Source organism: Spirosoma arcticum, assembly GCF_054779955.1.
In genome coordinates this window covers 1-21,969 of the sequence record NZ_BAAGXG010000017.1, presented here as the reverse complement: position 1 = coordinate 21,969, position 21,969 = coordinate 1, and the positions used below count along the sequence as shown (strand labels likewise).

Here is a 21,969-nt window from a genome sequence, read left to right as displayed (position 1 = left end):
GTGGGCGGAGCCATGGAAATTGGGGTTCGCGGCTTGGTTCTGACCCGCTACGTCAAGAATTAAGGACCATTAGCCCATTACTCGGGTAGGTATTTTGACAGGTGGATGGGCAGATCGGATCAGTAGCCAGTCAACGGAGTAACGCCCGCTGCCCACCACCAGCAAGGCAAGGCTCATACCAAAGATCAGCAGGTTCATCTCGATACCATCGCCGGGCTGGTTGCCGAACCAGTTCATGGAAAAGCCAGACAGCAGGTGCGCAATCAGCTTTTAGAAAGGAGTTGAACGGAAATGGCACAACCTTAATCAACCGCCACGGGAGCGAGAACGAAATCGTAGAAGAATTGCTCCCGGACGATTTTGTCATCGCGCCAGTACTGTACCGAAACCTGGGGGTAGTTCTTCTCACCATATTCCTCGTCGGTGTAGTCGTAGTGCTGGACGACCACCGTTACGTTTTCACCTGCGGCCGCGTTGAGCACCCGGACGGCCCGCAGGTCCGTTACATTACGTTACAAAAAACTCCGGCTTGCGCTGGTGGTTAGCCGCTTTGCCAACCGTGAGGGACAGGGCGTTTTCTGGCATGACGAGCTGCTCATAGGCGTCCATCTCTCGGCTCTGGAGTGAAAGCTGATTGTCCTCCAAAAAAGTAGAGGTACACGATGGATTTCTCCACTTTTATTGGGCTTCTGAGTAATACGCCCCTCACCTTGTACATTCTCGACAATAACCTTATTTCACTGATTTTCAGTTTGTTATAAAATAAAGGATGCCTGGTTGAGAAGTTGGTACATCTTTTGAAATTGGGGAAGATGTGCAACAGTCAGCGACGTACGAGAAAAACGCTGATCATAAGCCAATAATTATTTTGCCTCTCTTCACGCGTTTTAACCCGTCAAATGTATGACTATTGGTATTATAGGTACCGGCCTTATTGGGTCGAACCTGGCCCGATTGCTGGCGAAGGCCGGCCACCAGGTTCGTATCAGTTTCTCGCGCAGTCCGGAGAAATTGGGGGCCCTTGCCCAGGAACTGGCTGCCTATTCGGTTGCCGTAACTAATCCGGCCGAAGCGGTCGCAAACAGTGAGGTCGTTATCCTGTCGATACCCTTTACCGCCTTGGATACGGCTTTGGCGCAGATGGGTGACGTAGCAAACAAGATTCTAATCGACACCAATAACCCATTCGGTATTAAATTATCGCCCGGCGTAAATTTTGGACAGGAAATCGCCCGTCGCTTGCCCGGAGTCCGACTTGTGAAAGCGTTTAACAGCCTGAAGTACGATTTGCTGATTCAGCTCAGTTTTCAGGAACCACTAACGGTGCTGCCCGTGTCGGGCAATGATCAGGCGGCTAACGAACTTGTCGCTCAGCTAATTCGGGAAACGGGTTTCGAGCCGCTCGATCTGGGAACGCTGGAGAGTACCGGGCTTCAGGAACCCGGCGGACCATTTTTCAGCAAAGTCATGACCCTGCCGGTTGCCCAATCCATTCTGAGCCGCCAGTAAACAACAACTAACCTGTACGAGCAGAATTATGTCAACGACCCAAAAAAACCGTACCTGGTTCATCACCGGCTGCTCGTCCGGTTTTGGTTACGCCCTTACCCAAGCTGTAATTGACCTGGGTGACCGCGTTGTTACCACCGCTCGCCAACCTGAAAAATTAGCTAACTTTACTCAACAGGCTCCTGACCGGGTGCTGGCACTTCCCCTAGATGTTACCAAAGCCGAATCGGTTTCGGCAGCCATTGACGCAGCTATTGACCGGTTCGGCCGCATCGATGTGCTGGTCAACAATGCGGGTTACGGGTTGATGGGGGCCATTGAAGAACTGAGCGACGAGGAAATACGGAAACAGTTTGACACCAATGTATTCGGGCTGCTCAACGTCACCCGCACGCTTTTGCCTCATCTTCGAAAACAACGCAGCGGTCATATCGTCAACATATCCTCCATTGCCGGTTTGGTTGGCTCGGCTGGGCTGGGTGGCTACTGCGCTACCAAGTTTGCCGTCGAGGGTATTTCTGAAGCCCTTGCCCAAGAATTGGCTCCGTTCGGCATCGCGGTAACGATTATTGAGCCGGGTGGATTCAACACCAATTGGGGTGGAAGTTCAATGCAGTGGGGCCAGCACGAAATAAAAGAATACACAATTGCCGCTGGTAATCTGAAAGAGAAATTTGAGAAAATGGATAGTCATCAGCTAGGTGATCCGGCTAAAGCGGCTCGTGCCATTATTGAAGCGGTGCAGGCCGGGTATCCACCCCTTCACCTTCCTCTGACAGCGGCCGCCCTTCAGATGGTACGCCAGAAAATGAATGCCATGACAGACGAGTTTGACCGCTGGGAGTCAGTCGCTCTCGCTGTTAATTACGATTCGGTGCCAGTAGCATCCGCAGTAGTCGATTAAGGAGTTAGCGGGTATTCTGTCATCCTGATTTAGAACCAGTAGCTGAAGCAGAAAAATTTACTCTTTACGTATATACACATCCGTTAGTGCATACTGACATTTGTGTTCCGTTTTAGGATGGTTGACAAAAAGTGCATTCCCAGCACCGGGAAGGCGTACGAATGCCCTATACAAAAGTGGTATTGTCCTCTGCAACCACTAACTGTTCATTTCCCGAATCAATTTATAATTCATTTTTCAACTCAAATCCCAGTACGATTATGGAAGCAGTAGCTGCCCCAACAACGATAAACGGCTCAGCCGAGGCTGATTTTCACCCGCACGCCCCCATCCCTCAGACGCAAACTCAACCGGCTTCGGGAGGTGCTCAGAAAATTGCGATTGGTCCCGGCCAGCTTTACATCAACGGTCAATGGCGCGATTCCAGTGACGGAAAAACGTTCATAACCGTTAATCCAACGACCGAAGAAGTCATCACGACGCTGGCGCAGGGAACCGCCCAGGATGCCGACGATGCCGCCGATGCCGCCCGGGCCGCCTACGAAGAGGGTCCCTGGGGCAAGATGAAAGGCAAAGAACGGGCAAAGTATATGAACCGCATTGCCGATGTGATTGAGAAGTACGCCGAAGAACTGGCCGTGCGGGAGTCGACCGACATGGGTAAACTATACCGGGACGTTACCTACGTCGATATTCCGCACATCGCCAATATGTTCCGCTACTTTGCTGGTTGGACGACTAAGCTCGATGGGTCGGTAAAAAGTGCCGAAGGCATCGGTGGCGATAACCATCTGCTGACCTACACCCGACGTGAACCACTGGGCGTAGTAGCGGCTATTACTCCCTACAATTTCCCGCTTATCCTGACTGTTAGTAAGATTGCGCCGGCACTGGCTGCCGGGAACACGTTTATCCACAAGCCTGCGTCGCTGACTCCGCTGACGGCCGTGACCATCGCCAAAATCATGGACGAGGCTGGTTTGCCCGCCGGTGTGTATAACCTGGTGACGGGTCCGGGCGGAGCGGTCGGCGATGCGCTGACTAAAAATCCCAAAATCGACAAGATTGCCTTCACCGGCTCGACCCCGGTGGGTCAGGGTATCATGCGGAGCGGTGCCGACACGATGAAGCACCTGACGATGGAACTGGGCGGAAAATCGCCCAACATCATCTTTGCCGATGCCGATCTGGACAAAGCCGTTGAAATGGCAGTACTGGCGATCTTCTGGAACAAGGGCGAGGTCTGCGTGGCGGGTTCCCGCTGTCTGGTGGAAGCGTCTATTCTGGATGCGTTCGTAGAGAAATTGGTGGCCCGCGTTAAAAAACTCAAGACCGGTGATCCGTTCGATCCGACCACTGATATGGGACCGATGTCGGGCAAAGGCGAGTACGAGAAAGTACTCAAATACATCCAGTACGGCCACGAAGACGGGGCAAAATTAGTGGTTGGCGGCAGCAGGGCCCAAATCAATGGTAAGGGGTATTTTGTGGAGCCGACGGTGTTTGTGACCGATAACAACAGCCGCATTGCCCGCGAGGAAATCTTCGGGCCGGTGCTCTCGGTGATTCCCTTTAAGGACTTCGACGAAGCCATCAAACTGGCCAATGACACGTCTTTCGGGTTAGCTTCGGGTGTGCAAACTACCGACCTCGCGAAGGCCCTGCGGGCGGCTGAAAAGATTCTGGCGGGTATGGTCTGGATTAACACCTGGCACCAGTACGATCCGTCAGCTCCCTTCGGCGGCTACAAAATGTCGGGCTACGGCCGCGAACACGGCATCGAAGTATTCGAGAGCTACACCCAGGTTAAAACCATCTGGGCCAACCTGAAAGAATAAGAAACGACCGCCCGGATCTGATTCTGAATCTAACCTAAAAACAGAAAGTTGCATCAGTACAACCGGCTACGTATTGGCTGGTGTAACTTTCTATAGCAAACACGACCATGCGAAAGTGCTCTATTGCGCTCATATTCGTGGCTATTTGGTGCCAAATCGCACAGGCACAGGAAGAGCCAAACTACCCTGAACCGGAAAAGAAAAGCCTTCAGGTAAATCTGACCAAAGATGGAAGCACTAACATTCGGTTTATTTCACTGCTGCAAACCTGGATCAGGTATACCGACCTGAATCCGGGAAGCGTAGTTGGGGAACAGCTTCGCCCGTCGGCCACCGATCTGTCCCTTCGGCGTATTGTCTTTACAACCGTAGCCCAGTTTCATCCGAGAGCCTTGTTCTTATTAAATGTGGTAGGAAACGCCAATGGGGCGGGCGATGCCTTCCAGTCAGGTTTAAACGTAGGTATTCTGGATGCCTACGGGGAGTATAAAATCAGCAAAGCCTTATTTATCGGTGCCGGACTCCACCCATGGACGGGTTTTTCAAGGCTTAACGTTGATGGAATCGGGAGTTTATTGAACCTTGACCAGCCTGCTTTTCAGCAGGTGACCTGGAATAGACTGGATAAACTTGGCCAGGTCATGGGGGTTTACGTCAAAGGCGAAGTAGGAAAATTAAACTACCGGCTATCGCTCAATGAACCCTTTACCCCTACGCCTTCTGCTTTCGGGATTAATGCGGGCAGGGGTACCCCCAATGGCGGAAGTTTAGGCAAAGAAGCCCGAAATGCCCAGGTAAACGTTGCTTATTTTAATCCTTCCGCAACTAGTAAATTGCTACAGGGCTATTTTGAATATGCTTTTTGGGATACCGAAAACCATATTACCCCGTATGAAATTAGCACCTATCAGGGTGGTAAGAAGCTTTTGAACATCGGCACCGGCTTCATGTATCGGAAAGATGGAATCCTGACTCCAACGCAGATTACGCTGCAAAATTCCGGGCAGCCAGAAGGTGATCTGAACCCTAAAATAATACATTCCGCTCGTACGTCCGACCTGTTTGCCTGGGCAGTGGATGCCATTGTTATGTATCCGTTCAGCAACCGGCTTGATGGTATCACGTTGTATGCGGGGTATTACTCGGTCGATCTCGGCCCAAATTATTACACGGTTAGCAATGTGAATAACATTGCTACGGCAACCCAGGGTGCTTCGCTCGTCAATGGTGCCGGCAACGCCTACCCCGCCACTGGAACCGGCCAGACCTTTTATACGCAGGCTGGCTATATCCTGCCCAATACCCTCTTTCCGACCACCCGGCTTGGCGTATTTACCACATACCAACATTCGAAGCTGGACGCATTAAAAGACCCGGTAACAATTTACGAAGGAGGTTTCAACTGGTTCATCAACGCCAATCAAGTAAAATTTACCATGATGTATAGAAACAGACCCGTTTTCAAGGGGAGTACGGCCTTTGCTGATCAGTCTCCCAACGCTGTAGTCGATGTCCGAAAAGGAGAAGTGATTGCGCAGTTTCAAGTCAATTTTTAATTAGTCAGCAAGATGAGAATAAAGAGAATTTTTCTGTCTGGTTTGATTTCGTACCTGATAATAGCTGGTGCGGCAGCTCAGGAATTACCAGCAATCTTTCAGGGAAAACCTGTAACGATAGTACCGTCCGCTCTGCGGACTTCTTTTCCGAAGAAAACCTTCCTGGAAAATATTGTGATCAACGGCCAGGATGAGTTATTTGTGACCAGCCATTACGAGGGTGTGATCTATAAAATCAGAAAAGATCACGGCCCATTGCCCTTCGCCAGAATAAAGGGAAAACTTACGGGGCTTGTTTTCAATGAGGTAGGGAATCTTTTGGCTACCGCTTATGACGAAAACGAAAAAGCAGCTATTTATTACTTCGATCAACTGGGGAAATCAAAAAAACTGTTGGTAGCGAAGGATGCCCAATTCTTGAACGGAATCACTGAACTAGCCAGGGGCTATTATCTGATCGCTGATTCGTATAAAGGATGCCTGTGGCTTTACGATGAACGGAAGAATGCACTGAACGTTTGGGTAAATAACCCGTTATTGGGCCGCACCGATGCCAAGAACCCCACCCCCGCCGTGAATGGGGTCAAGATTTTCAATGGGTATGTATATGCGTCAAATACCCAACAGCAACGGATAGTACGAATTCCACTCCTGTCCAATTACAAAGCAGGCAACCCCGAGACATACATCGACCAGGTGAATGTAGATGATTTCGTTCTGGATAAAGAAGGGAATCTGTACGGCACCACGCACATCTACAATAGCCTGATTAAAATCACTCCCGAAAAGAAAGTTTTCATAGTATCTGAAATAGCTCAGGGTATGGCCGGGTCCACGGCCGTTGCCTGGGGACGACCCGTTACTGACCAAAAACAACTGTACGTTACCACCAACGGCGGCATGAGTTATCCACCGAGGGGAGGGGTTGAAGACGCCAAAGTTGTGGCACTTCGCATTAATTGATACTCTACTTAAAATCGATCAACTCATGAACGTTTTAGTATCAAATGGAAACATCGGCAGTGTCGTAGCCACAAGTCTGGCGGCTCAAAACCACACCGTCCGTCTGCTGGTGCGCAAACCGACCGCGGATGCCGGAAGACTGACGCTTGCGGTGGCCGATGCCGCCAACCCCGATACGCTCGATGCTGTTTTCGCAGGTGTCGATACCTTCTTCTTTGTGTCTCCATTAGTCGAAAACATGGTCGAGCTGGCGCAGAACCTGATTGGAGCCGCCCGAAAAGCCGGAGTTACCCATATCGTCCGCTCCTCCACTCGGGGAGCCAGCCCCGATGCACCCATCACGATGGGCAAACTGCACGGTCAAGTAGAGGAACTGGTCAAACAGTCGGGTATCCCTTACACCATCGTTCAGCCAGCCTCCTTCTTTCAAAACACGCTGGCCAATCTGGCGACCATCACCACCCAGGATGCGTTTTACGGCTCGGCCGGTGAGGGTCAGAACGCACTAATAGATGTGCGGGATATTGCCGCTGTGGTGGTCAAATCTATTACCGAACCCGGCCACGCAGGTAAAACCTATACCGTGACGGGTAGCGAGTTGCTGTCCAACGCAGACGTAGCAGCCGAGTTAACCCGCCAAACGGGCCGGACTATCCGGTACATTGACCAGTGGCGTCAGCAGGCGTATGAGTCTCTGCTACAGGCGGGTCTGTCGCCCTGGCTGGCGACGGCCTACGTGGAACTCGACGAGATCACCCGTTTGGGTTACGTAGCGACGGCCACAACGGATGTCGCTTCCGTAACGGGAACGGAACCGATCAAATTCCGTGATTTCGTTCGAGAAAATTTGGATCTGTTTCAGCCAGCAAAAGCCGAAGCCGAACGCGGCCCGATAGCCTAATCGTTCATTAAGGTGCCTGCCCGGGGACCAATCCGGGCAAGTTTTATTTAGTCTGTCAACTGCTAACCCTACTTAAGCCTCCTACTGATGAAAATCATAGCCACTTTTACACTGAAAAAGAATGTCCCCCTGGCGGACGCGCTGCCGCTCATTGCCGACGAAGAGCGGATGGCCTGGCGGATGTTCCTGAAAGGTGAACTCCGAGAAACATACCTGACCGAAACGGACGGGATGGTCATTGATGTATTTGAATATCCGTCGATAGCGGCTTTGCAGGAAGACCTCCTGCAATTACCCCTGATAAAGGCCGGGATGCTGAACGCAACGTATCATGAATTACGGCCCTTCAAAAACTGGGAATCGTTGTTTGCGCCTGAGAATAAGAGTAACCAAACAAACGGCTGACCAGGCATGCTGCCGGAACGGGCCATGTCTGATGCATAGCAGTTGTTTTTTAGCCAGAATAGCTGATGAAACCAATAGAGGACCTACGAATTCGCTATCGACTGGCGGTTCTATTTCACAAACTGATGGCGGACGAACTGGCTATACATTGGGCACCGGCTTAAGTTATTTATTAAGTTTTTTACTGCCCTTAAACAGGAATAAATTAATGAAAACACAAAAAACTTGGTTCATTACCGGCTGTTCATCAGGCTTCGGCTACGAAATGGCCCTGGCAGCCCTAACGGGTGGCGACCGCGTGGTTGCCACCGCCCGCAAACTCGATGCCATCAGCCACTGGGAAACTCAATTTCCTGATCAAGCCATTGTAATACACCTCGACGTGACCAAGCCTGACCAGATTACACAGGCTGTGAAGCAGGCAATGCAGGTATTTGGTCAAGTCGATTTGCTGGTCAACAACGCCGGGTTTGGCCTGATTGGGGCTATCGAAGAGATCTCCGATGCGGAGTTCCGGCGTATTTTTGATACCGATGTGTTCGGCCTGCTCAACATTACACGAGGAGTATTACCCCTGATGCGTCGCCAGCGGAGGGGGCATATCATCAATTTCTCCTCCGTCGCAGGTATCCGGGGTTCGGCAGGACTGGGGGCCTATAATGCCGCTAAGTTTGCCGTCGAGGGCCTGTCCGAAGCTCTGACACTTGAACTTAGCCCACTGGGCATTCACGTCACGATTATCGAGCCGGGCGGTTTTCGCACTAACTGGGGCGGTAGTTCCATGCTTTTTTCGGAACAGACGATTAATGACTATGACCGAACGAATGGGGGCATCCGTCAGTTTTTCGAGTCAGCCCAGATGCCTCAACGAGCCGGGGGTAATCCCAAAAAACTGGCTCAGGTGATCGTTGAGGTAGCGCACATGAGCCAGCCACCCCATCGGTTAGCCTTAGGAACGGATGCCTACGCCGTGGTGCGGGATAAGGGCCGGACGTTACTGGCGGATGTAGAGCAGTACAAAGACCTCACCTTCCGGGCCGCTGAATGACGCGGGTTTTGGAAGCCGATTGATGTGTAGAAACGCTGCAGCAAAGCTTACAGCAGTGGGGTAATCCTGAGATTTTCAACACTGATCAGGCTTGGCAGCCCGTGCCGTATTCAGTTCACCAGTGATGATTTTGTGGCGGTCTTACAAAATCACCAAATTGCTATCAGTTGAGATGGGAAAGGCCAAGCATTAGACAATGTTTTTGTGAAACGGTTTTGCAATGCGGAACCCTAAACTATAAGCATCCCCAGCAGTTCGGACGTTTATCTGCGAAACTATCAAACAGGCGGTGGATTACGGACGGGTTTGAGCAAGTATTTTCACTATTACAATGACCAACGGTCCCATCAGTCGTAAGGCTACCGTACACCAGGCACCAGGGGGTCGCATTAATGGAAGGGAAAGAAAAACAACTTAAATCTGTCAACTAACCATTTCGTTTGGCCAAATGGTGGTACAGAGAATGGGGTACAATTTAGTTAACTCAATTTCTATTTTTACGACAAAAAGCAAAGCATTAACATGAACCAACCATCTACTAATCGAATTGCACTAATCACGGGTGTTGGACGGGCGCAAGGAATTGGCTATGAAGTATGCCGCCAACTCGCAAGCCATCAAATGACGGTTCTGTTGACTTCTCGTAAGACAGAAGAAGCGCAACAATTGGCATCGGTTTTACAACAAGAAGGACTCGATGTCAGGCCCTATGTAGTCGATGTAAATGTAGCGGAAAGCATCCAGGCATGTGCTGATCAGGTCCGGCAGGAGTTTGGCAAACTCGATATCTTAATCAATAACGCAGCGGGCATCACTCCCTACGGAGAAAGAGCAGCAACGGCTGATTTAGCAACAGCCCATGCCGTTCTGGAAACTACTTTATTTGGTACCTGGCGGATGTGCCAGATTATGCTTCCCCTACTTCGGTTAAGTCAGCAGGGACGCATTGTTAATGTATCGAGTGGGGCCGGCTCTCATGGTGATACCGTCTTTGGCATGACCACGCAAAACGCTATGGGAACGAGTTATGCAGTCGCTAAAACGGCGGTAAATGGGCTAACCGCTAAATTAGCGAACGAAGAGAAAGAAACGGGTCTGCTCATCAACGCGGTATGCCCTGGCTTGACGGCCACGTTTGAAGGAGGAGCAGCTATGGGTGCCCGGCCCGTATCGGAAGGGGCTACCAGTATAGTCTGGGCAGCTTTATTAGATAAAGATGGGCCAACTGGCGGTTTTTTTAGGGATGGAAAACCACTACCCTGGTAAGTGTAACAGCGCGAATATGAACTCCTCTAAAGCCCTAACCTTCCAGGCTCAAACCGTTCAGGAATGGCGAGATTGGCTAATGGAACATCACAAGACAGCATCAGGTGTCTGGCTTATTTCCTATAAGAAAAGTAGTGCTAAGCCTCACGTCGGGTATGATGAAGCCGTCGAAGAAGCACTTTGTTTTGGATGGATTGACAGTAAGCCCAATAAGCTTGATGAGGAACGATTTCAACAATTTTTTGCTCCCCGCAATCCAAAAAGTAACTGGTCACGGCTCAATAAGCAGCGGGTTGAGAAATTAATTCAAGAGGGTCGAATGACCGATGCAGGTTTTCAACTGATTGAATTAGCCAAACAGAACGGTAGTTGGAATGCACTTGACGAGGTCGAAGTACTCTCTATACCCAACGATTTACAAGGACTTTTAGATCAACATTCACAAGCGAAGGAAAATTTCGAAGCCTTTCCCCGCTCCTCGAAACGCAACATTTTAGAGTGGATTCAGAATGCCAAAACAGCAGAAACCCGGCAGAAACGGGTGAACGAAACAGTAGGGCTAGCTGAGCAGAATATTCGAGCCAACCACTTTCGGCAACTGGGTACAGGAAGGAAAAAATAGAGAAAACGAAGGTTAATAAATTGACAGACTAATAGTGTTTTGTCAGGGGATACGTTTGTTCTATTTAAAACCACGTCCATTCAAAAAAATGTATTCCCTCTATTGTAGCCATAGCTCCTATTTTGCCAAGACAAATGAGCAGACAATAGTAGGATCTATTGAAAAATAGTTTCTATTATGTCTATGAATCGAGACGCAGCCTGAATAGTCTAATGGATTGGCTGAAATCCCTTTGCCAAACCCTGTCTATGCTACCTGAACATAACATTTATACAGGCAATATTGTCGTTGGAGCTACCCCCAACCCACTCATGCCTACCCCTGATGCCGCCGACGAAGCGTTTGCCCAAACGGCCAATCAGCTTGCTTTGACCGGAGTTGAGTTGCTTCGCCACCTGATTGGCGCACATCAGGCAGCCATTGCTATTGTCATCGGGCAGGACTGGCGATATGTACGTAAATTTTTTTCGCTCTTGGAGAAGTATCAGGCCTGGTCGGGTTACGATACGCCGGCAACTGGCTACGGTACACACGGCTGGCTGCTGAGTCATAACCAGCCCGTGCGCTTTACGCAGGCCGAATTCGAGCAGCACCCGGCCTGGAAGAATTTCGGCCAAGAAGCCGATAAACACCCGCCGATGCGCGGTTGGATGGCGGCCCCGATTGTGGATCGACAGGGTACCAACTGGGGTCTGTTACAACTCTCAGACCGCTACGAAGGCGACTTTACGGCCTATGACGAAGTGCATTTTTTGCGGTATGCCAGTACACTCTCACTGGCTCTGGAACTGGCCTGGGAAGTGCGTAATCTGACTAAACTGAGGCCTTTTTCTTGATTGATCACCTCAAACGAACCACTTTTTTCTGCGAAGCTTCTGGCTGTTTTTGCTCAAGTTCATGCAAGTCGATATACACATTCAGCAGGCTTACTCGCGTCGTGGCATATAAGAAAAACGAGGGTCAGGAATCTTTTTCGGCGTAATTGATCGACACATTATCGAAGACCATTCCTTTTACATGCCGGACATGTAAAGCACTGGCGGGCAGTTTTGTACCAAACGTCAGTCTGATTTCAGGGTAGCCTCTCACATCTTACCAAACAACTGCCGGAAACGTCTTTGCTGAATCGGCAGAAACACCCATTGGCAGTGAAATGCGAATGTTCGATAGCCAGACATCTTCCAGTAGGCTTTCGTCCAAACCGGCAACAACTGAATCTGCATTTCTGAGGGGCTTCACCACCTTTCTGTTCGCGTCAAACCGCCAACTGTGGGCTGGCACGTCGTTTGGCACCAACACTGATGAGCCTGTTGCGGTACTCACCTGCCTATTAACCCGTTTGCATTGTCTTCCCCGCCTTAATCAAGTGGTACACTCAGGAAAAATAAAATCGTTACCGTCAGCAAGTTTTTCAATCACTCTATCCATGAAAACTGAGTTAGACATCGCCCAGCGAACAAAACACCAAACCGGGGTGTACCAGCCGGTCCGGCTGATGGCCAAAGCCAAACGTAACATTGAGAACCTGCGCGCCTAACAGTACCTGAGCCAGCCAGCCATTACACGGGCGTTCGGGTGCTGATGAACCGCGCTGAGACCGATGTATTTCGGGAGATGTTACGGGATACTTACCAGTTTATCAAACTACTCACTTACAAGTTCCGCTTCTTAGCCATTTTTTACCGGCTGCTCGTCATCGACTTAGCCGTTACGCTGGTGGCTTATACCATAGCCGCCCTGCTGGGTGTACGAAGACCCGCCGGCCATTTCATTAACACTCTTTGTTTCACCAATCTGCTACTCTACTATGTCTCCTGCTGATACCGACCTCCACCCACTAAGCCGCTGTTTCCGGCAACTCCTGAGCCTGACGTCTGAGCAGTTGGACGAACCTGCGTCGGGTCCGCTGGAGGCTACCCTGACCGACCTGGTTCATATAGTCCGTGCCGGCTCCAACCCCATGAATGCCCCTCTGGTCGCATCTGCTAAACGACAGCATCGCTGGTTACGCTGGTTGTGGGCCGGCTTGCTGGCAGTCAGTTTCTGGGGTACGACGAAGCCAACACTAGCCGCGTCGAAAGGCGGCTACAAAGCACCGGCCAGCCAAACGTCAGCAACTTGGTTGGCGGATTCAGCGAGGTGCCAACGCCCTGATTCCGTTACTGTATGTGCTACCCGGCAGTACACGGCTCGTGGGCTGATGACTCTGTTCTTTGGTCGCCATTACCGAGCGGTCTGGTCGGCACCCGTGCGGCTGCCAGTACTCGATTTAAGGCGCGCAGCCGGGGGGCTGACGCCCCTTGAGCAGGGTGGGGGCATGCAAACACTCTCGTTACGCCTGCAAGGAGCCGATGGCAATCAATATGTTCTCCGGTCCATTAACAAAAACACCCAAAACCTGCTACCGGCGAACTTTCGGGGTACTCTTCCGGCCTACATTCTGCAGGATCAGATTTCAGCCTCCCATCCCTACGGTGCCTTGGTGGTGCCACTACTGGCCGAGGCCGCCGGTATTCTGCACACCACGCCCCACCTGGTCTGGATACCAGCCGACACCGCTCTGGGTACCTTTCGGACCACCTTCGGCGAAACGGTTGCTCTGCTGGAAGAGCGACCCGAAAGCGACGCCCCGAATCTGGCCCGCTTCGGGGGTGCCCACCGGATTCTGAACACCCGGCAGGTCTTTGCCAAATGTCGGCAGGACCACCGGCACCGGGTCGATGAGCGGGCCTTCGTTCGGGCGCGGCTTTTTGATATGTGGCTGGGCGACTGGGACCGCCACGAAGATCAGTGGCGGTGGGCAGCTATTGAAACGTCAGCGGGTATCGTTTACCGGCCCATTCCCCGCGATCGCGATCAGGTGTTTGCCCGTTACGACGGCCTGATTCCGTATATAGGCAGTCGCAAGTGGGGTAGCCGACGCTTCCAAAGCTTTAACGCGCAGATTACCGACGTGGTGGGGCTGGGCTTTAACGCCCGCCGACTCGACCGGCTCTACCTGACCAAACTGACTCAGGCCGACTGGGAAGCGGTTGCCGATAGCTTGCAAACGTGCCTCACCGACTCATTGATTAAGCAGGCCCTACGACAGTGGCCTGATAATGTCTATCGACTGCATGGTGAATCCATCATAGCCAAACTCAAAAGCCGACGAAACGGATTACGGCAAACGGCCATCGCTTACTACCGCGTTCTGGCCCGGCAGGTGACCATCGTGGGGACCGCCGGTGCCGATCAGATTGTGGTTGACCACCCCGATAAACATCACACGCGGGTAACCGTGTATAGCGGTAAGCCGGGTCCGTCGCCCACAGCATCATGGTATGCACGCGTCTTCGAGAACCGTCAGACGCGCACCCTGACGCTTTACGGTTGGGAGGGCAACGACCACTTTGTTCTGAAAGAAGCGGGCCGGAAAAGCCCCCGGCTTCGTGTCGTGGGCGGTCCCGGTAGCGATACGATTACGGATGAATCCGCCGGGCGGAGCCTGCTGCGCCGACACCGCATTTATGACACGCACCAGGGTACTGTCTTGTCGGCAGGCCCGGAAACCATCAATCGACTGGCCGACCGGCCCGGTGTGAACCGGTATGATTCGCTGTTTGAGTATGATCACGTCCGACCCACCCTGGCCCCTGGTTACAACGTGGACGACGGGTTGTTTCTGGGCGATGGGGTTGCCATCACTCACCACGGCTTTCGCCGACAGCCGGTAGCCTCGACGCATGTGCTGACGGGCAATTATGCGGTTCGCACCGGGGCGTATAGTTTTCGCTACGCGGGGCAGTTTCGTCGGTTGATCGGATCCTGGGATCTGGCTCTGCACTCGGAGATACGGGCGCCCAACTACGTCTACAATTATTATGGTTTGGGCAACCAAACCCTGCAGGTGGGTGATGACCGATTGCCCGTATCGCTGTACCGCTACTACCAACTGCGCTTTAACCAGGTCCTGCTCGACCCGGCCTTAAGCCGACCGCTGGGGCGGCAGGGCCAACTGCTCCTGGGCGCGTCGTATCAGTACACCCATGTCCGCCCCTATACAGAGCGCTTCATTGGCGCACCGGATTCCGGACTAACGCCCAACGATTTCACGGCGAAGCAGTACGTGGGTCTCCGGGCGGGCTATAGCCTGGATCGCCGGGATAACCCCACGCTAACCCGCCGGGGGACGCAGGCCCGTTTGACGCTGGGTGGGTTCCGCAGTTTGACTGACGAAAAGGCCTTTGCATCAGTTCAGGGGGATGTGTCCGGCTACTGGCTGCTGAGTCGGGGTACACCGTTTGTGCTGGCACTCAGGCTTGGTGGTGGCACCAACCTGGGCCAATTCGACTTTTTTCAGGCGCAGACGCTTGGTGGCACAACCAATCTGCGGGGCTACCGGCGCACCCGATTTTCGGGTCGGACTACCTTTTACCAGAACACAGAGTTGCGGCTGCGCGTAGTTGAGTTCAATTCGTTTCTTACCCGGGGCTATGCGGGTGTTCTGGGCTTCTCGGACGTGGGTCGAGTGTGGGCGGATGGCGAACAATCCACCCGCTGGCATCATGGTTTCGGGGGTGGACTCTGGCTGGCCCCCTTCAATCTGGCTGTGGTTACTTTGACGGGTGCCCTATCGCGCGAAGGCGTCCTGCCGAATGTCTACGTTGGTTTTTTCTTTTAAAGGGGGTCCCTTACTCATCGAATGAAGGTGTGTTGGATCCGGGACCGGCTCCTGAGCAAACAGGGTTGATTTTCTTTGCCACGCTACATGGACGAATTCATGCAGACTCAGCCCGTGCAAAGTCTTCAACCATCTGCGTGATCACAGCCGGGGAACGCTCAGCATATTGATCAATTAGTTTTATTTTTGTTAAATTCGTGAATCATTCTTTCAGCCATGGCAACGAGCAACGCAAAGCTAAAAAACAAAAAGCCGCTTAAGGTAAAACTCATCAATGCATCGGGCCAGGTAATTGAGGGCATCATTCTCTCCGGTCAACTCGCCAAAGAAGACCCTGGTCTGGCCATAGCCAGGGAGTTGGGCAACCATAAACACCTTGAGCCTACCTCCATCCCTTGATCACCCTTACAAAGCCTGCCCTCCTTTGTGACACAGGTTTGTTAAGTCGTGTTTTTTTAGCCCAACCGCCGTTTGTCGAAGCCTACCAAACGGCCATTGAGAAGTATCAAGAAACGATTAGCGCGGCAGTCTTCATTGAATTACAGCATTGGCTACTGATCCAACGGGGGCTGGCGATGCCCATTAGCCGGGCGGAGTATGATCGACACCGCAAGCGGCTGGACAACTATATTGTTTTAAACAGCGATGGGGTTAGTGAAACCGCGTTAGCCGTGGCTCGTCGATGGCCCGACACCGGCGTTGGGGATGCTTACACGATTGCCACCGCCTTAGTTTTTGATGTACCTGTATTTACACTTAATCCCAAGCATTTTGAGCGTGTGACAGGTATCATTCTCCACAAGCCTGACAATTACCAGCAGCTCCTGCAAAGCACCAAGCGAAGTTAGGGGCCGGTATTGTCTGCTCATGCCACCGGGTCCATTTGGCGATACTAATTTTTCCAAAGCGAGAAAGTGATTCTAACTTGAGTGATCTGTACGGTATCTCTACTTCGAATACATAACTGTGGATTTTTTTGGTTTTCCGACTGCGATCACACCGGTACTGGGTTACCACCGGAAATGCCCGTCAATACGGCAGATTCGGGCCTGATGCATAGTCGATCATCAAGTGATCGAGGGGTTAAGCGTTAAAAGACGAGCAGTAGAGTTTGGTAAACCTCACGGCCTTATGGATAAGCCTATCTGGGCCATGTAAAACCGTTCAGAAAAAGCGCTGAACAGGTCAAAATCGTGAACTACTAAACTGAACGGGTTTATTGAACGCTAAAAGGCCTGTTTTCGGTAACCTCCCTCCTACCCAGCTACCGTTCAGTTAAACGTCCAATTGATTTCAAGACAAGACACACTTAGCCTGTCCGGCAAACCTGGACCATCTCACAGTTATTCTGCGTTTAATATTTGGCAAAGCCAACCAGCAACTCAAATTCAGTAAGCCGCTACACTCGACCACCTCAGCGAGCCTACACCTACTTACCGGTTCAAGAGCATAGTCGACATCCTGATAACCCGGTACAAACACCAGGCGTTAAGACTGCCAACCAACACTTCAGCGGGTAAGCGCCAGGTACGATGGTGATCAATAAGCTGACTGACCAACTTGGGCGAGTAATTGGCGGCCAGTGCTTGGTGAATCGGCACTTGGATCAATACCGATTCGACAATGATATACCCACTCAACAGCAGCGTTAGCACCAACGGCCACCGGGGAATACCAGCCGGGGGGAACCAGACCAGCAGTCCGTTCAGTAGGAGATGGATCGCCAGAGGTGTGAACAGTAAGTAGCTCAACCGGCTTTCCAGGGAGTAATGGTAGGCCTCAAAATGGCTGGCATCCAGTTGATACCAAGTGGGATAATTAGCGTCATTTTCGATGATCAGCCCACCCAGCACGTAAAACGAGAGTATGAAATAACCGGTCAATAGTTTCGTTTTCATCGACGAATTGTTTTAGGAGAACAAAAAAGTAAACGAATGAATTTTCAACAAGCGCTGACTGGCGTGTCGTCGGTAAAGCGGCTGTCGGCATGCCCCCAACCGGCTACCCCGTAGTCCTGCACTAATAATTAGGCGTCTTGATGAGCCCGCCAACCAACTACCCTGACCGACCAGGAAAGCGTAGTTGGCTGGCTCAATCTCAGCAAGAGTGGGGAACTAAACTAAGCAGATTCAACAACGCCTAGCCCCCTTTAACCGCTCCTATCTTTTCCGGTGACACCACCCCGCTTCCTCTTGGCAACACGTTATTCCCTACTTACCGGGTTCCTTTGATACTTATATCCGTTCGCAACAGGGACGCTCTGGAAGTCTGGCCCGGTGGGGTGTAGAAAGAAGCATTGGTAATGTAAAGCTTCGTGGCATCACCCGCTGCGGTGCCGAAAGCCACCGCCGTGGGTTGATCAAGGCCATCGGCTTGAGTCAACAGCACCCGCGACTGACCCGTTGGGCTGATCTGGTTCACCGTGTTCTGGTCCACGGTCGTGGTGTACAAATTGCCCTGCTCATCGAAGGTGATGTCATCTACATTGGCAAACTGTTTCCCAGGATAGGCCTCCGTTATCGGCCTGGCAGCACCGTCGACCTGAATAGGTATCCGTAGAATCGACGACTGCGACGGGTTCGACACAAACACGGCTCCCTTATAGACTTTAATGCCGTTAACGCCGAAAACCGGGAAGCCAGATGCCGATTGCCCCTGCGGTTTCAGCAGGGAGCCACTCGCCCAAACGTCGGGGGTGATCTGTCCAGCTTTAATTCGGTAAACAAGACCATTGGCATCATCGGTGGCGTACAGGTTGCCCACCTCATCCTGAGCCAGCCCGTTTAGACCCGCTTTGGCCGGTAACGCAATCAACTTCGTGACGGCTTTAGCGGGGCTGATCTGCCAGATGCCCGCCAACTCCGGCAGGTCAGAACGGACCAGGATCAGCGCATTCTGAACGCGGTCGATCACGAGGCCGTTGGCGCGGGTCTGCGAACCCGTTGGATTACTACCGGGTACGTTGATAAACCATTCCTGACCCGCAGCATCGCGTTTCCAGACCGTTGCTGATTCGTGTAGCGTTACATAAACAGTACCCCTCCGGTCAACCGCCACATTCTCAGGGTGCTGCCCCTGTGCGGCATTGAACTCCCGGACCGTCTCGACGGCCGATGAAGGGATGGGCGATGGATCGGTGATATGATCCTGACAGCCGGTGAGTAAGCCAATGGCTGCCGATAACACGAACAATTTTGTTGTAACTCTCATAGCGTTGTTTGATAGAACGTGATAAAAAATGAACTCAAAAGCGTACTGCAACTGAAGCGAACCGGGCTGCTTTTTCCTCACCGGGCCAGGGCATGACGAACGGCCGGTACCGACTGGAGATACTGATAAATAGCATTGATTTCCCGGTCGTTCAGCAGTGGGTAGGGCAACATGGGGGAGCGGGCAATCTGCCCGTTGCGTTTTTTGCCCAGCCGCATTACCTCGCTGAATTCGGCCCGGGTGTAGCGCCCAAAGCCGGTCTCTGGGTCGGGGGTAAGGTTGGCCGAATACACCGGTTTGCCATCGGCATCATCGAACTGGCTGCCGCCCGCTAAGTAGCCTTTTGTTCGCTCAGGCTCAATCAGATTGGTTTTTTGCACGTTGGCCGAGTGGCAGGCGAAACACTGATACCGACTGTTCACCAAATACCGCCCATACAGCACCGGCTTTGTCGTGTCGGGCAGGGGAATCGGGGCGGTTGGTTCGGGCAGGCGTTTGATAAAAAACGTGGCAATAAACCCCGACAGGATTGACGGCTTGTGGGTCGGGCCGGTGTTGGGCGTGGCCTGAACGGCATATTCGGAGGAGCGCAAAAACGCGACAATGGCCCGCATATCGGCATCGGCCAGTAGGGGATAGCGGGGCATGATAAAGTGGGTTTTGTGGTTCTTCGGGTCAACGCCCGTTCGGAGTAGCTTAATTAATTGTACGTCCGACCACCGCCCGATGCCCTGCACCGAATCGTTGGTAATGTTGGCCGATACAATCCGGCCCAGCGTAGGCGAGACATCCGTCAGTTGTTGGCCGGCCAACCGGCCCTCGTCGTTGCTGTGGCAGTGAGTGCAGTTGGTCAGCACCAACCGTTCGCCGGCCTGAATCAATCGCCGGTCCGGTGGCCTGACCTCGAGAACACGACTCGATAGTTCAGGCGTACGGCCCGGACGCAAGTCAATCGAGGTCAGACTGGAAAATGTCGCCGTTGCGCCGGTCAAGAGCAGTAACGGCAAGACAAGGGTGTGCTTTTTCATGCGGTTGAGTAGTCGGGTTGGGATGCAGGACAGTAACCCATACTGCTGACCCCGACTATGTTGCAAAGTTCAACCGGGGTCAGCCGTTGCGGGTAGGACAAACACGGAGCCTATCAGGACAAATCGGGCTTGTTTTTGTTTAGTAGCCATCCAGCAACTACTTAAGCATCATGAACCAGCCCGTTATCCCGGTACTCGACCCGGCCTTATTTGTCAATCAGTTTGTCAGCCCGGAAGCGCATGAGCAGGCCCGGCACATACACTCGTCGGCTGATAGCAACTTTCCGGCCACCCGGTTTTTCACCCTCATGCGGATTGAGGATTTTGCCCGACATATTACGTTTCCAATACCCACCGCCCGTAGTTTTCACTACGATTTTATGTTCCTGACGGCGGGTTCCATTCAGCGAACGTATGGTTTGGAGTCGTATACGATTGGCCCGGCTATGTTTTCGGCCTACCGGGCGGGCGATATTGTCTCCACCGATGCCTGTAGTGCCGATGCTACCGGCTATTATGGCTTGTTCGATGCTGCGTATGTGCTGGCGACGATAAAAAACCCACGGGCACTGGACGAACTGAATTTCCTGCAACCGGATGTCACGCCGGTACTGCCCATTGATGCCGCGACTCAGGCGGACTGGCTGGCCCAGTTGGCGCGGCTGGAACGGACGTTTCGAAGCGATCGGCTGGATGGGCAAGCCTATAGTAGTACGTTGTTGTATAGTTTTCTGCTGGATGTGCAGCAGCAGTACGGGCAACAGATTTCATCCCGTCCTTTATCATCGGCCGACCGACTCACCGACCGATTCCGTCAACTGCTGGCGCGCCATATTCTGACCCGGCGCTCGGTGAGTGACTACGCCGATTTACTGGCTGTTACCCCCAACCATCTCAATAAATGCGTTAAGGAAGCCGTTGGAAAGCCCGCCAGTGCCCTGATTGCCGACATGCTGGTACTCGAAGCGAAGGTGCTGCTGCATCAGATGGATCTACCAATTTCAGAGATCGCTTTTCGGTTAAGTTTCGATGACCTATCTTATTTTGGCCGTTTCTTTCGTAAACATACAGGCCTTAACCCAACGGATTACCGCCAGAAAGCATGAATTGTGCGAGGGATGGCGTGATTTAGTCTACCCGCCCGTTTTACCCCGTATCTACCTTTGTTACTGTAAGCGTAACGTACCGCTTATGGCGATGACCATGACGACAACCCGGGTCGATACCCTGCGGATGGGCGTATTACTATTAACTGCCCACTGGTTCTTTGGCAATCTGTATGAAAAAGTGGTACTCACCCCCAACATTCTCTTTGGTTCTATTCCTGATGGGATCAGGCTATGGAATCAATTGAACTGGCTGACCAATCCCATTTATTACTTCCAACCGCTCAACACGGTCTTGCTGGTGCTTGTCTGGCTGGTGAGCCAGTATTCAGCCAGAATGGGTAGAGTCCATCAGCTTGCCGACCGGCGGGTGGCCATAGGTGTTACAGTTGCCTGGGTGCTTACGGTGCTGATCGTTACACAGGTGAATCTAAAACTCTATTTTCTGCAACCAAGCGCAAACCGGTTAACCATCGAGGAAACTTACTATCTGGGTTTCGTGCTGGGTTTGTTCCGGTTATTAGCTGAAGGGTATGCGCTTGCTTGGTCGGTCCGGGCCATTCGCATGATACATCCTCAACCTAATCCTGTAAACGCCTAATTTATGTTTACGACCGTCCATGCAACTGGCTCAAAAGAGCAAAAAAACAACCGGCTGGCCGGGTGCTTTTTTGCTCTTTTCTGTTTATTTATTGGCCAACTAACGGCTTACGGGAGCAATCTGTACTTTGGTCATAACTGGGACAAGAACCTCATCAAACCCTCCGTGACTCAGTTCGATTGGGTGTTTTTCGTCGTTATATGGACCATTAACTACAGCACGATGGGAGTAGCGGCCTGGTTAGTGAAACGGACTAGTATTTTGACTTGTATTGTTTGGCGGGTATTTTTGGCGTAAGCAATCGCTTACAACTATGAAGAAATACCATGTGACTCTAACTCAGGGGGAA

Annotated in this window: 24 protein-coding genes; 18 read left to right on the top strand and 6 right to left on the bottom strand. The window is 52.0% G+C overall.

The window, feature by feature from the left end; all coding sequences use genetic code 11:
• Nucleotides 1–69 precede the first annotated feature (69 nt).
• The 3 genes from ACYVHB_RS26880 to ACYVHB_RS26870 all read right to left on the bottom strand — a co-directional run bounded on the left by ACYVHB_RS26880 (nucleotide 70) and on the right by ACYVHB_RS26870 (nucleotide 645).
• Nucleotides 70–237 carry a DoxX family protein gene (locus tag ACYVHB_RS26880; RefSeq protein ID WP_461054979.1) on the bottom strand — a complete coding sequence of 56 codons (168 nt, stop codon included), beginning with the start codon at nucleotides 235–237 and terminating at the stop codon, nucleotides 70–72.
• Between the two features lie 65 nt (nucleotides 238–302).
• Nucleotides 303–482 carry a hypothetical protein gene (locus ACYVHB_RS26875; RefSeq protein WP_461054978.1) on the bottom strand — a complete coding sequence of 60 codons (180 nt, stop codon included), beginning with the start codon at nucleotides 480–482 and terminating at the stop codon, nucleotides 303–305.
• A 25-nt stretch (nucleotides 483–507) separates the two neighbouring features.
• Nucleotides 508–645 (bottom strand): hypothetical protein, encoded by a 138-nt coding sequence (locus ACYVHB_RS26870; RefSeq protein WP_461054977.1) that lies wholly within the window; start codon nucleotides 643–645, stop codon nucleotides 508–510.
• A 258-nt stretch (nucleotides 646–903) separates the two neighbouring features.
• Here ACYVHB_RS26870 and ACYVHB_RS26865 point away from each other — a divergent pair, with 258 nt between their 5' ends.
• The 15 genes from ACYVHB_RS26865 (at nucleotide 904) to ACYVHB_RS26795 (ending at nucleotide 16,523) form a co-directional block, all read left to right on the top strand.
• A complete protein-coding gene (locus ACYVHB_RS26865; RefSeq protein ID WP_461054976.1) occupies nucleotides 904–1,509 on the top strand; it encodes an NADPH-dependent F420 reductase in 606 nt (201 codons plus the stop codon).
• A gap of 28 nt (nucleotides 1,510–1,537) precedes the next feature.
• Nucleotides 1,538–2,413 carry an oxidoreductase gene (locus tag ACYVHB_RS26860; protein WP_461054975.1) on the top strand — a complete coding sequence of 292 codons (876 nt, stop codon included), beginning with the start codon at nucleotides 1,538–1,540 and terminating at the stop codon, nucleotides 2,411–2,413.
• Between the two features lie 260 nt (nucleotides 2,414–2,673).
• The gene (locus ACYVHB_RS26855; RefSeq protein ID WP_461054974.1) at nucleotides 2,674–4,251 is read left to right on the top strand and encodes an aldehyde dehydrogenase family protein; all 1,578 of its coding nucleotides are present in this window, start codon (nucleotides 2,674–2,676) and stop codon (nucleotides 4,249–4,251) included.
• 107 nt (nucleotides 4,252–4,358) lie between these two features.
• Nucleotides 4,359–5,807, top strand: a complete 1,449-nt coding sequence (locus ACYVHB_RS26850; RefSeq protein ID WP_461054973.1) for a hypothetical protein — start codon at nucleotides 4,359–4,361, stop codon at nucleotides 5,805–5,807.
• A gap of 12 nt (nucleotides 5,808–5,819) precedes the next feature.
• Complete coding sequence (locus tag ACYVHB_RS26845) at nucleotides 5,820–6,770, top strand: SMP-30/gluconolactonase/LRE family protein (protein ID WP_461054972.1); 951 nt, start codon at nucleotides 5,820–5,822, stop codon at nucleotides 6,768–6,770.
• 25 nt (nucleotides 6,771–6,795) lie between these two features.
• Entirely contained in the window at nucleotides 6,796–7,671 is an 876-nt protein-coding gene (locus ACYVHB_RS26840) for an SDR family oxidoreductase (protein ID WP_461054971.1), read from the top strand.
• An 87-nt stretch (nucleotides 7,672–7,758) separates the two neighbouring features.
• Entirely contained in the window at nucleotides 7,759–8,076 is a 318-nt protein-coding gene (locus ACYVHB_RS26835) for a hypothetical protein (protein ID WP_461054970.1), read from the top strand.
• Nucleotides 8,077–8,284: 208 nt separating this feature from the next.
• The gene (locus tag ACYVHB_RS26830) at nucleotides 8,285–9,124 is read left to right on the top strand and encodes an oxidoreductase (protein ID WP_461054969.1); all 840 of its coding nucleotides are present in this window, start codon (nucleotides 8,285–8,287) and stop codon (nucleotides 9,122–9,124) included.
• Between the two features lie 522 nt (nucleotides 9,125–9,646).
• A complete protein-coding gene (locus tag ACYVHB_RS26825) occupies nucleotides 9,647–10,390 on the top strand; it encodes an SDR family NAD(P)-dependent oxidoreductase (RefSeq protein ID WP_461054968.1) in 744 nt (247 codons plus the stop codon).
• Between the two features lie 16 nt (nucleotides 10,391–10,406).
• Complete coding sequence (locus ACYVHB_RS26820; RefSeq protein ID WP_461054967.1) at nucleotides 10,407–11,012, top strand: YdeI/OmpD-associated family protein; 606 nt, start codon at nucleotides 10,407–10,409, stop codon at nucleotides 11,010–11,012.
• A gap of 248 nt (nucleotides 11,013–11,260) precedes the next feature.
• Complete coding sequence (locus tag ACYVHB_RS26815) at nucleotides 11,261–11,848, top strand: GAF domain-containing protein (RefSeq protein ID WP_461054966.1); 588 nt, start codon at nucleotides 11,261–11,263, stop codon at nucleotides 11,846–11,848.
• A gap of 745 nt (nucleotides 11,849–12,593) precedes the next feature.
• Nucleotides 12,594–12,833: a hypothetical protein gene (locus ACYVHB_RS26810; RefSeq protein ID WP_461054965.1), complete on the top strand. Its 240-nt coding sequence runs from the start codon at nucleotides 12,594–12,596 to the stop codon at nucleotides 12,831–12,833.
• Complete coding sequence (locus ACYVHB_RS26805; RefSeq protein ID WP_461054964.1) at nucleotides 12,820–15,675, top strand: BamA/TamA family outer membrane protein; 2,856 nt, start codon at nucleotides 12,820–12,822, stop codon at nucleotides 15,673–15,675. The genes ACYVHB_RS26810 and ACYVHB_RS26805 overlap by 14 nt, the downstream gene beginning before the upstream one ends.
• 216 nt (nucleotides 15,676–15,891) lie before the next feature.
• Entirely contained in the window at nucleotides 15,892–16,074 is a 183-nt protein-coding gene (locus ACYVHB_RS26800; protein ID WP_461054963.1) for a hypothetical protein, read from the top strand.
• Nucleotides 16,071–16,523 carry a type II toxin-antitoxin system VapC family toxin gene (locus ACYVHB_RS26795; RefSeq protein ID WP_461054962.1) on the top strand — a complete coding sequence of 151 codons (453 nt, stop codon included), beginning with the start codon at nucleotides 16,071–16,073 and terminating at the stop codon, nucleotides 16,521–16,523. Before ACYVHB_RS26800 ends, ACYVHB_RS26795 begins: the two co-directional genes overlap by 4 nt.
• A 585-nt stretch (nucleotides 16,524–17,108) precedes the next feature.
• On the opposite strand, the gene ACYVHB_RS26790 is transcribed toward ACYVHB_RS26795, so the two are convergent.
• From ACYVHB_RS26790 to ACYVHB_RS26780, 3 genes are all read right to left on the bottom strand, one after another.
• Nucleotides 17,109–17,573, bottom strand: a complete 465-nt coding sequence (locus ACYVHB_RS26790) for a hypothetical protein (RefSeq protein ID WP_461054961.1) — start codon at nucleotides 17,571–17,573, stop codon at nucleotides 17,109–17,111.
• 316 nt (nucleotides 17,574–17,889) lie between these two features.
• The gene (locus ACYVHB_RS26785; RefSeq protein ID WP_461054960.1) at nucleotides 17,890–18,885 is read right to left on the bottom strand and encodes an SMP-30/gluconolactonase/LRE family protein; all 996 of its coding nucleotides are present in this window, start codon (nucleotides 18,883–18,885) and stop codon (nucleotides 17,890–17,892) included.
• 77 nt (nucleotides 18,886–18,962) lie between these two features.
• Nucleotides 18,963–19,913 (bottom strand): c-type cytochrome, encoded by a 951-nt coding sequence (locus ACYVHB_RS26780; protein ID WP_461054959.1) that lies wholly within the window; start codon nucleotides 19,911–19,913, stop codon nucleotides 18,963–18,965.
• Nucleotides 19,914–20,083: 170 nt separating this feature from the next.
• On the opposite strand from ACYVHB_RS26780, the gene ACYVHB_RS26775 reads away from it, so the two are divergent.
• The 3 genes from ACYVHB_RS26775 (at nucleotide 20,084) to ACYVHB_RS26765 (ending at nucleotide 21,917) form a co-directional block, all read left to right on the top strand.
• Nucleotides 20,084–21,019, top strand: coding sequence for a helix-turn-helix domain-containing protein (locus ACYVHB_RS26775; RefSeq protein WP_461054958.1), 936 nt, complete (start codon nucleotides 20,084–20,086; stop codon nucleotides 21,017–21,019).
• A gap of 85 nt (nucleotides 21,020–21,104) precedes the next feature.
• A complete protein-coding gene (locus ACYVHB_RS26770) occupies nucleotides 21,105–21,620 on the top strand; it encodes a hypothetical protein (RefSeq protein WP_461054957.1) in 516 nt (171 codons plus the stop codon).
• A gap of 3 nt (nucleotides 21,621–21,623) precedes the next feature.
• Nucleotides 21,624–21,917 carry a TspO/MBR family protein gene (locus ACYVHB_RS26765; RefSeq protein ID WP_461054956.1) on the top strand — a complete coding sequence of 98 codons (294 nt, stop codon included), beginning with the start codon at nucleotides 21,624–21,626 and terminating at the stop codon, nucleotides 21,915–21,917.
• Nucleotides 21,918–21,969: the final 52 nt, after the last annotated feature.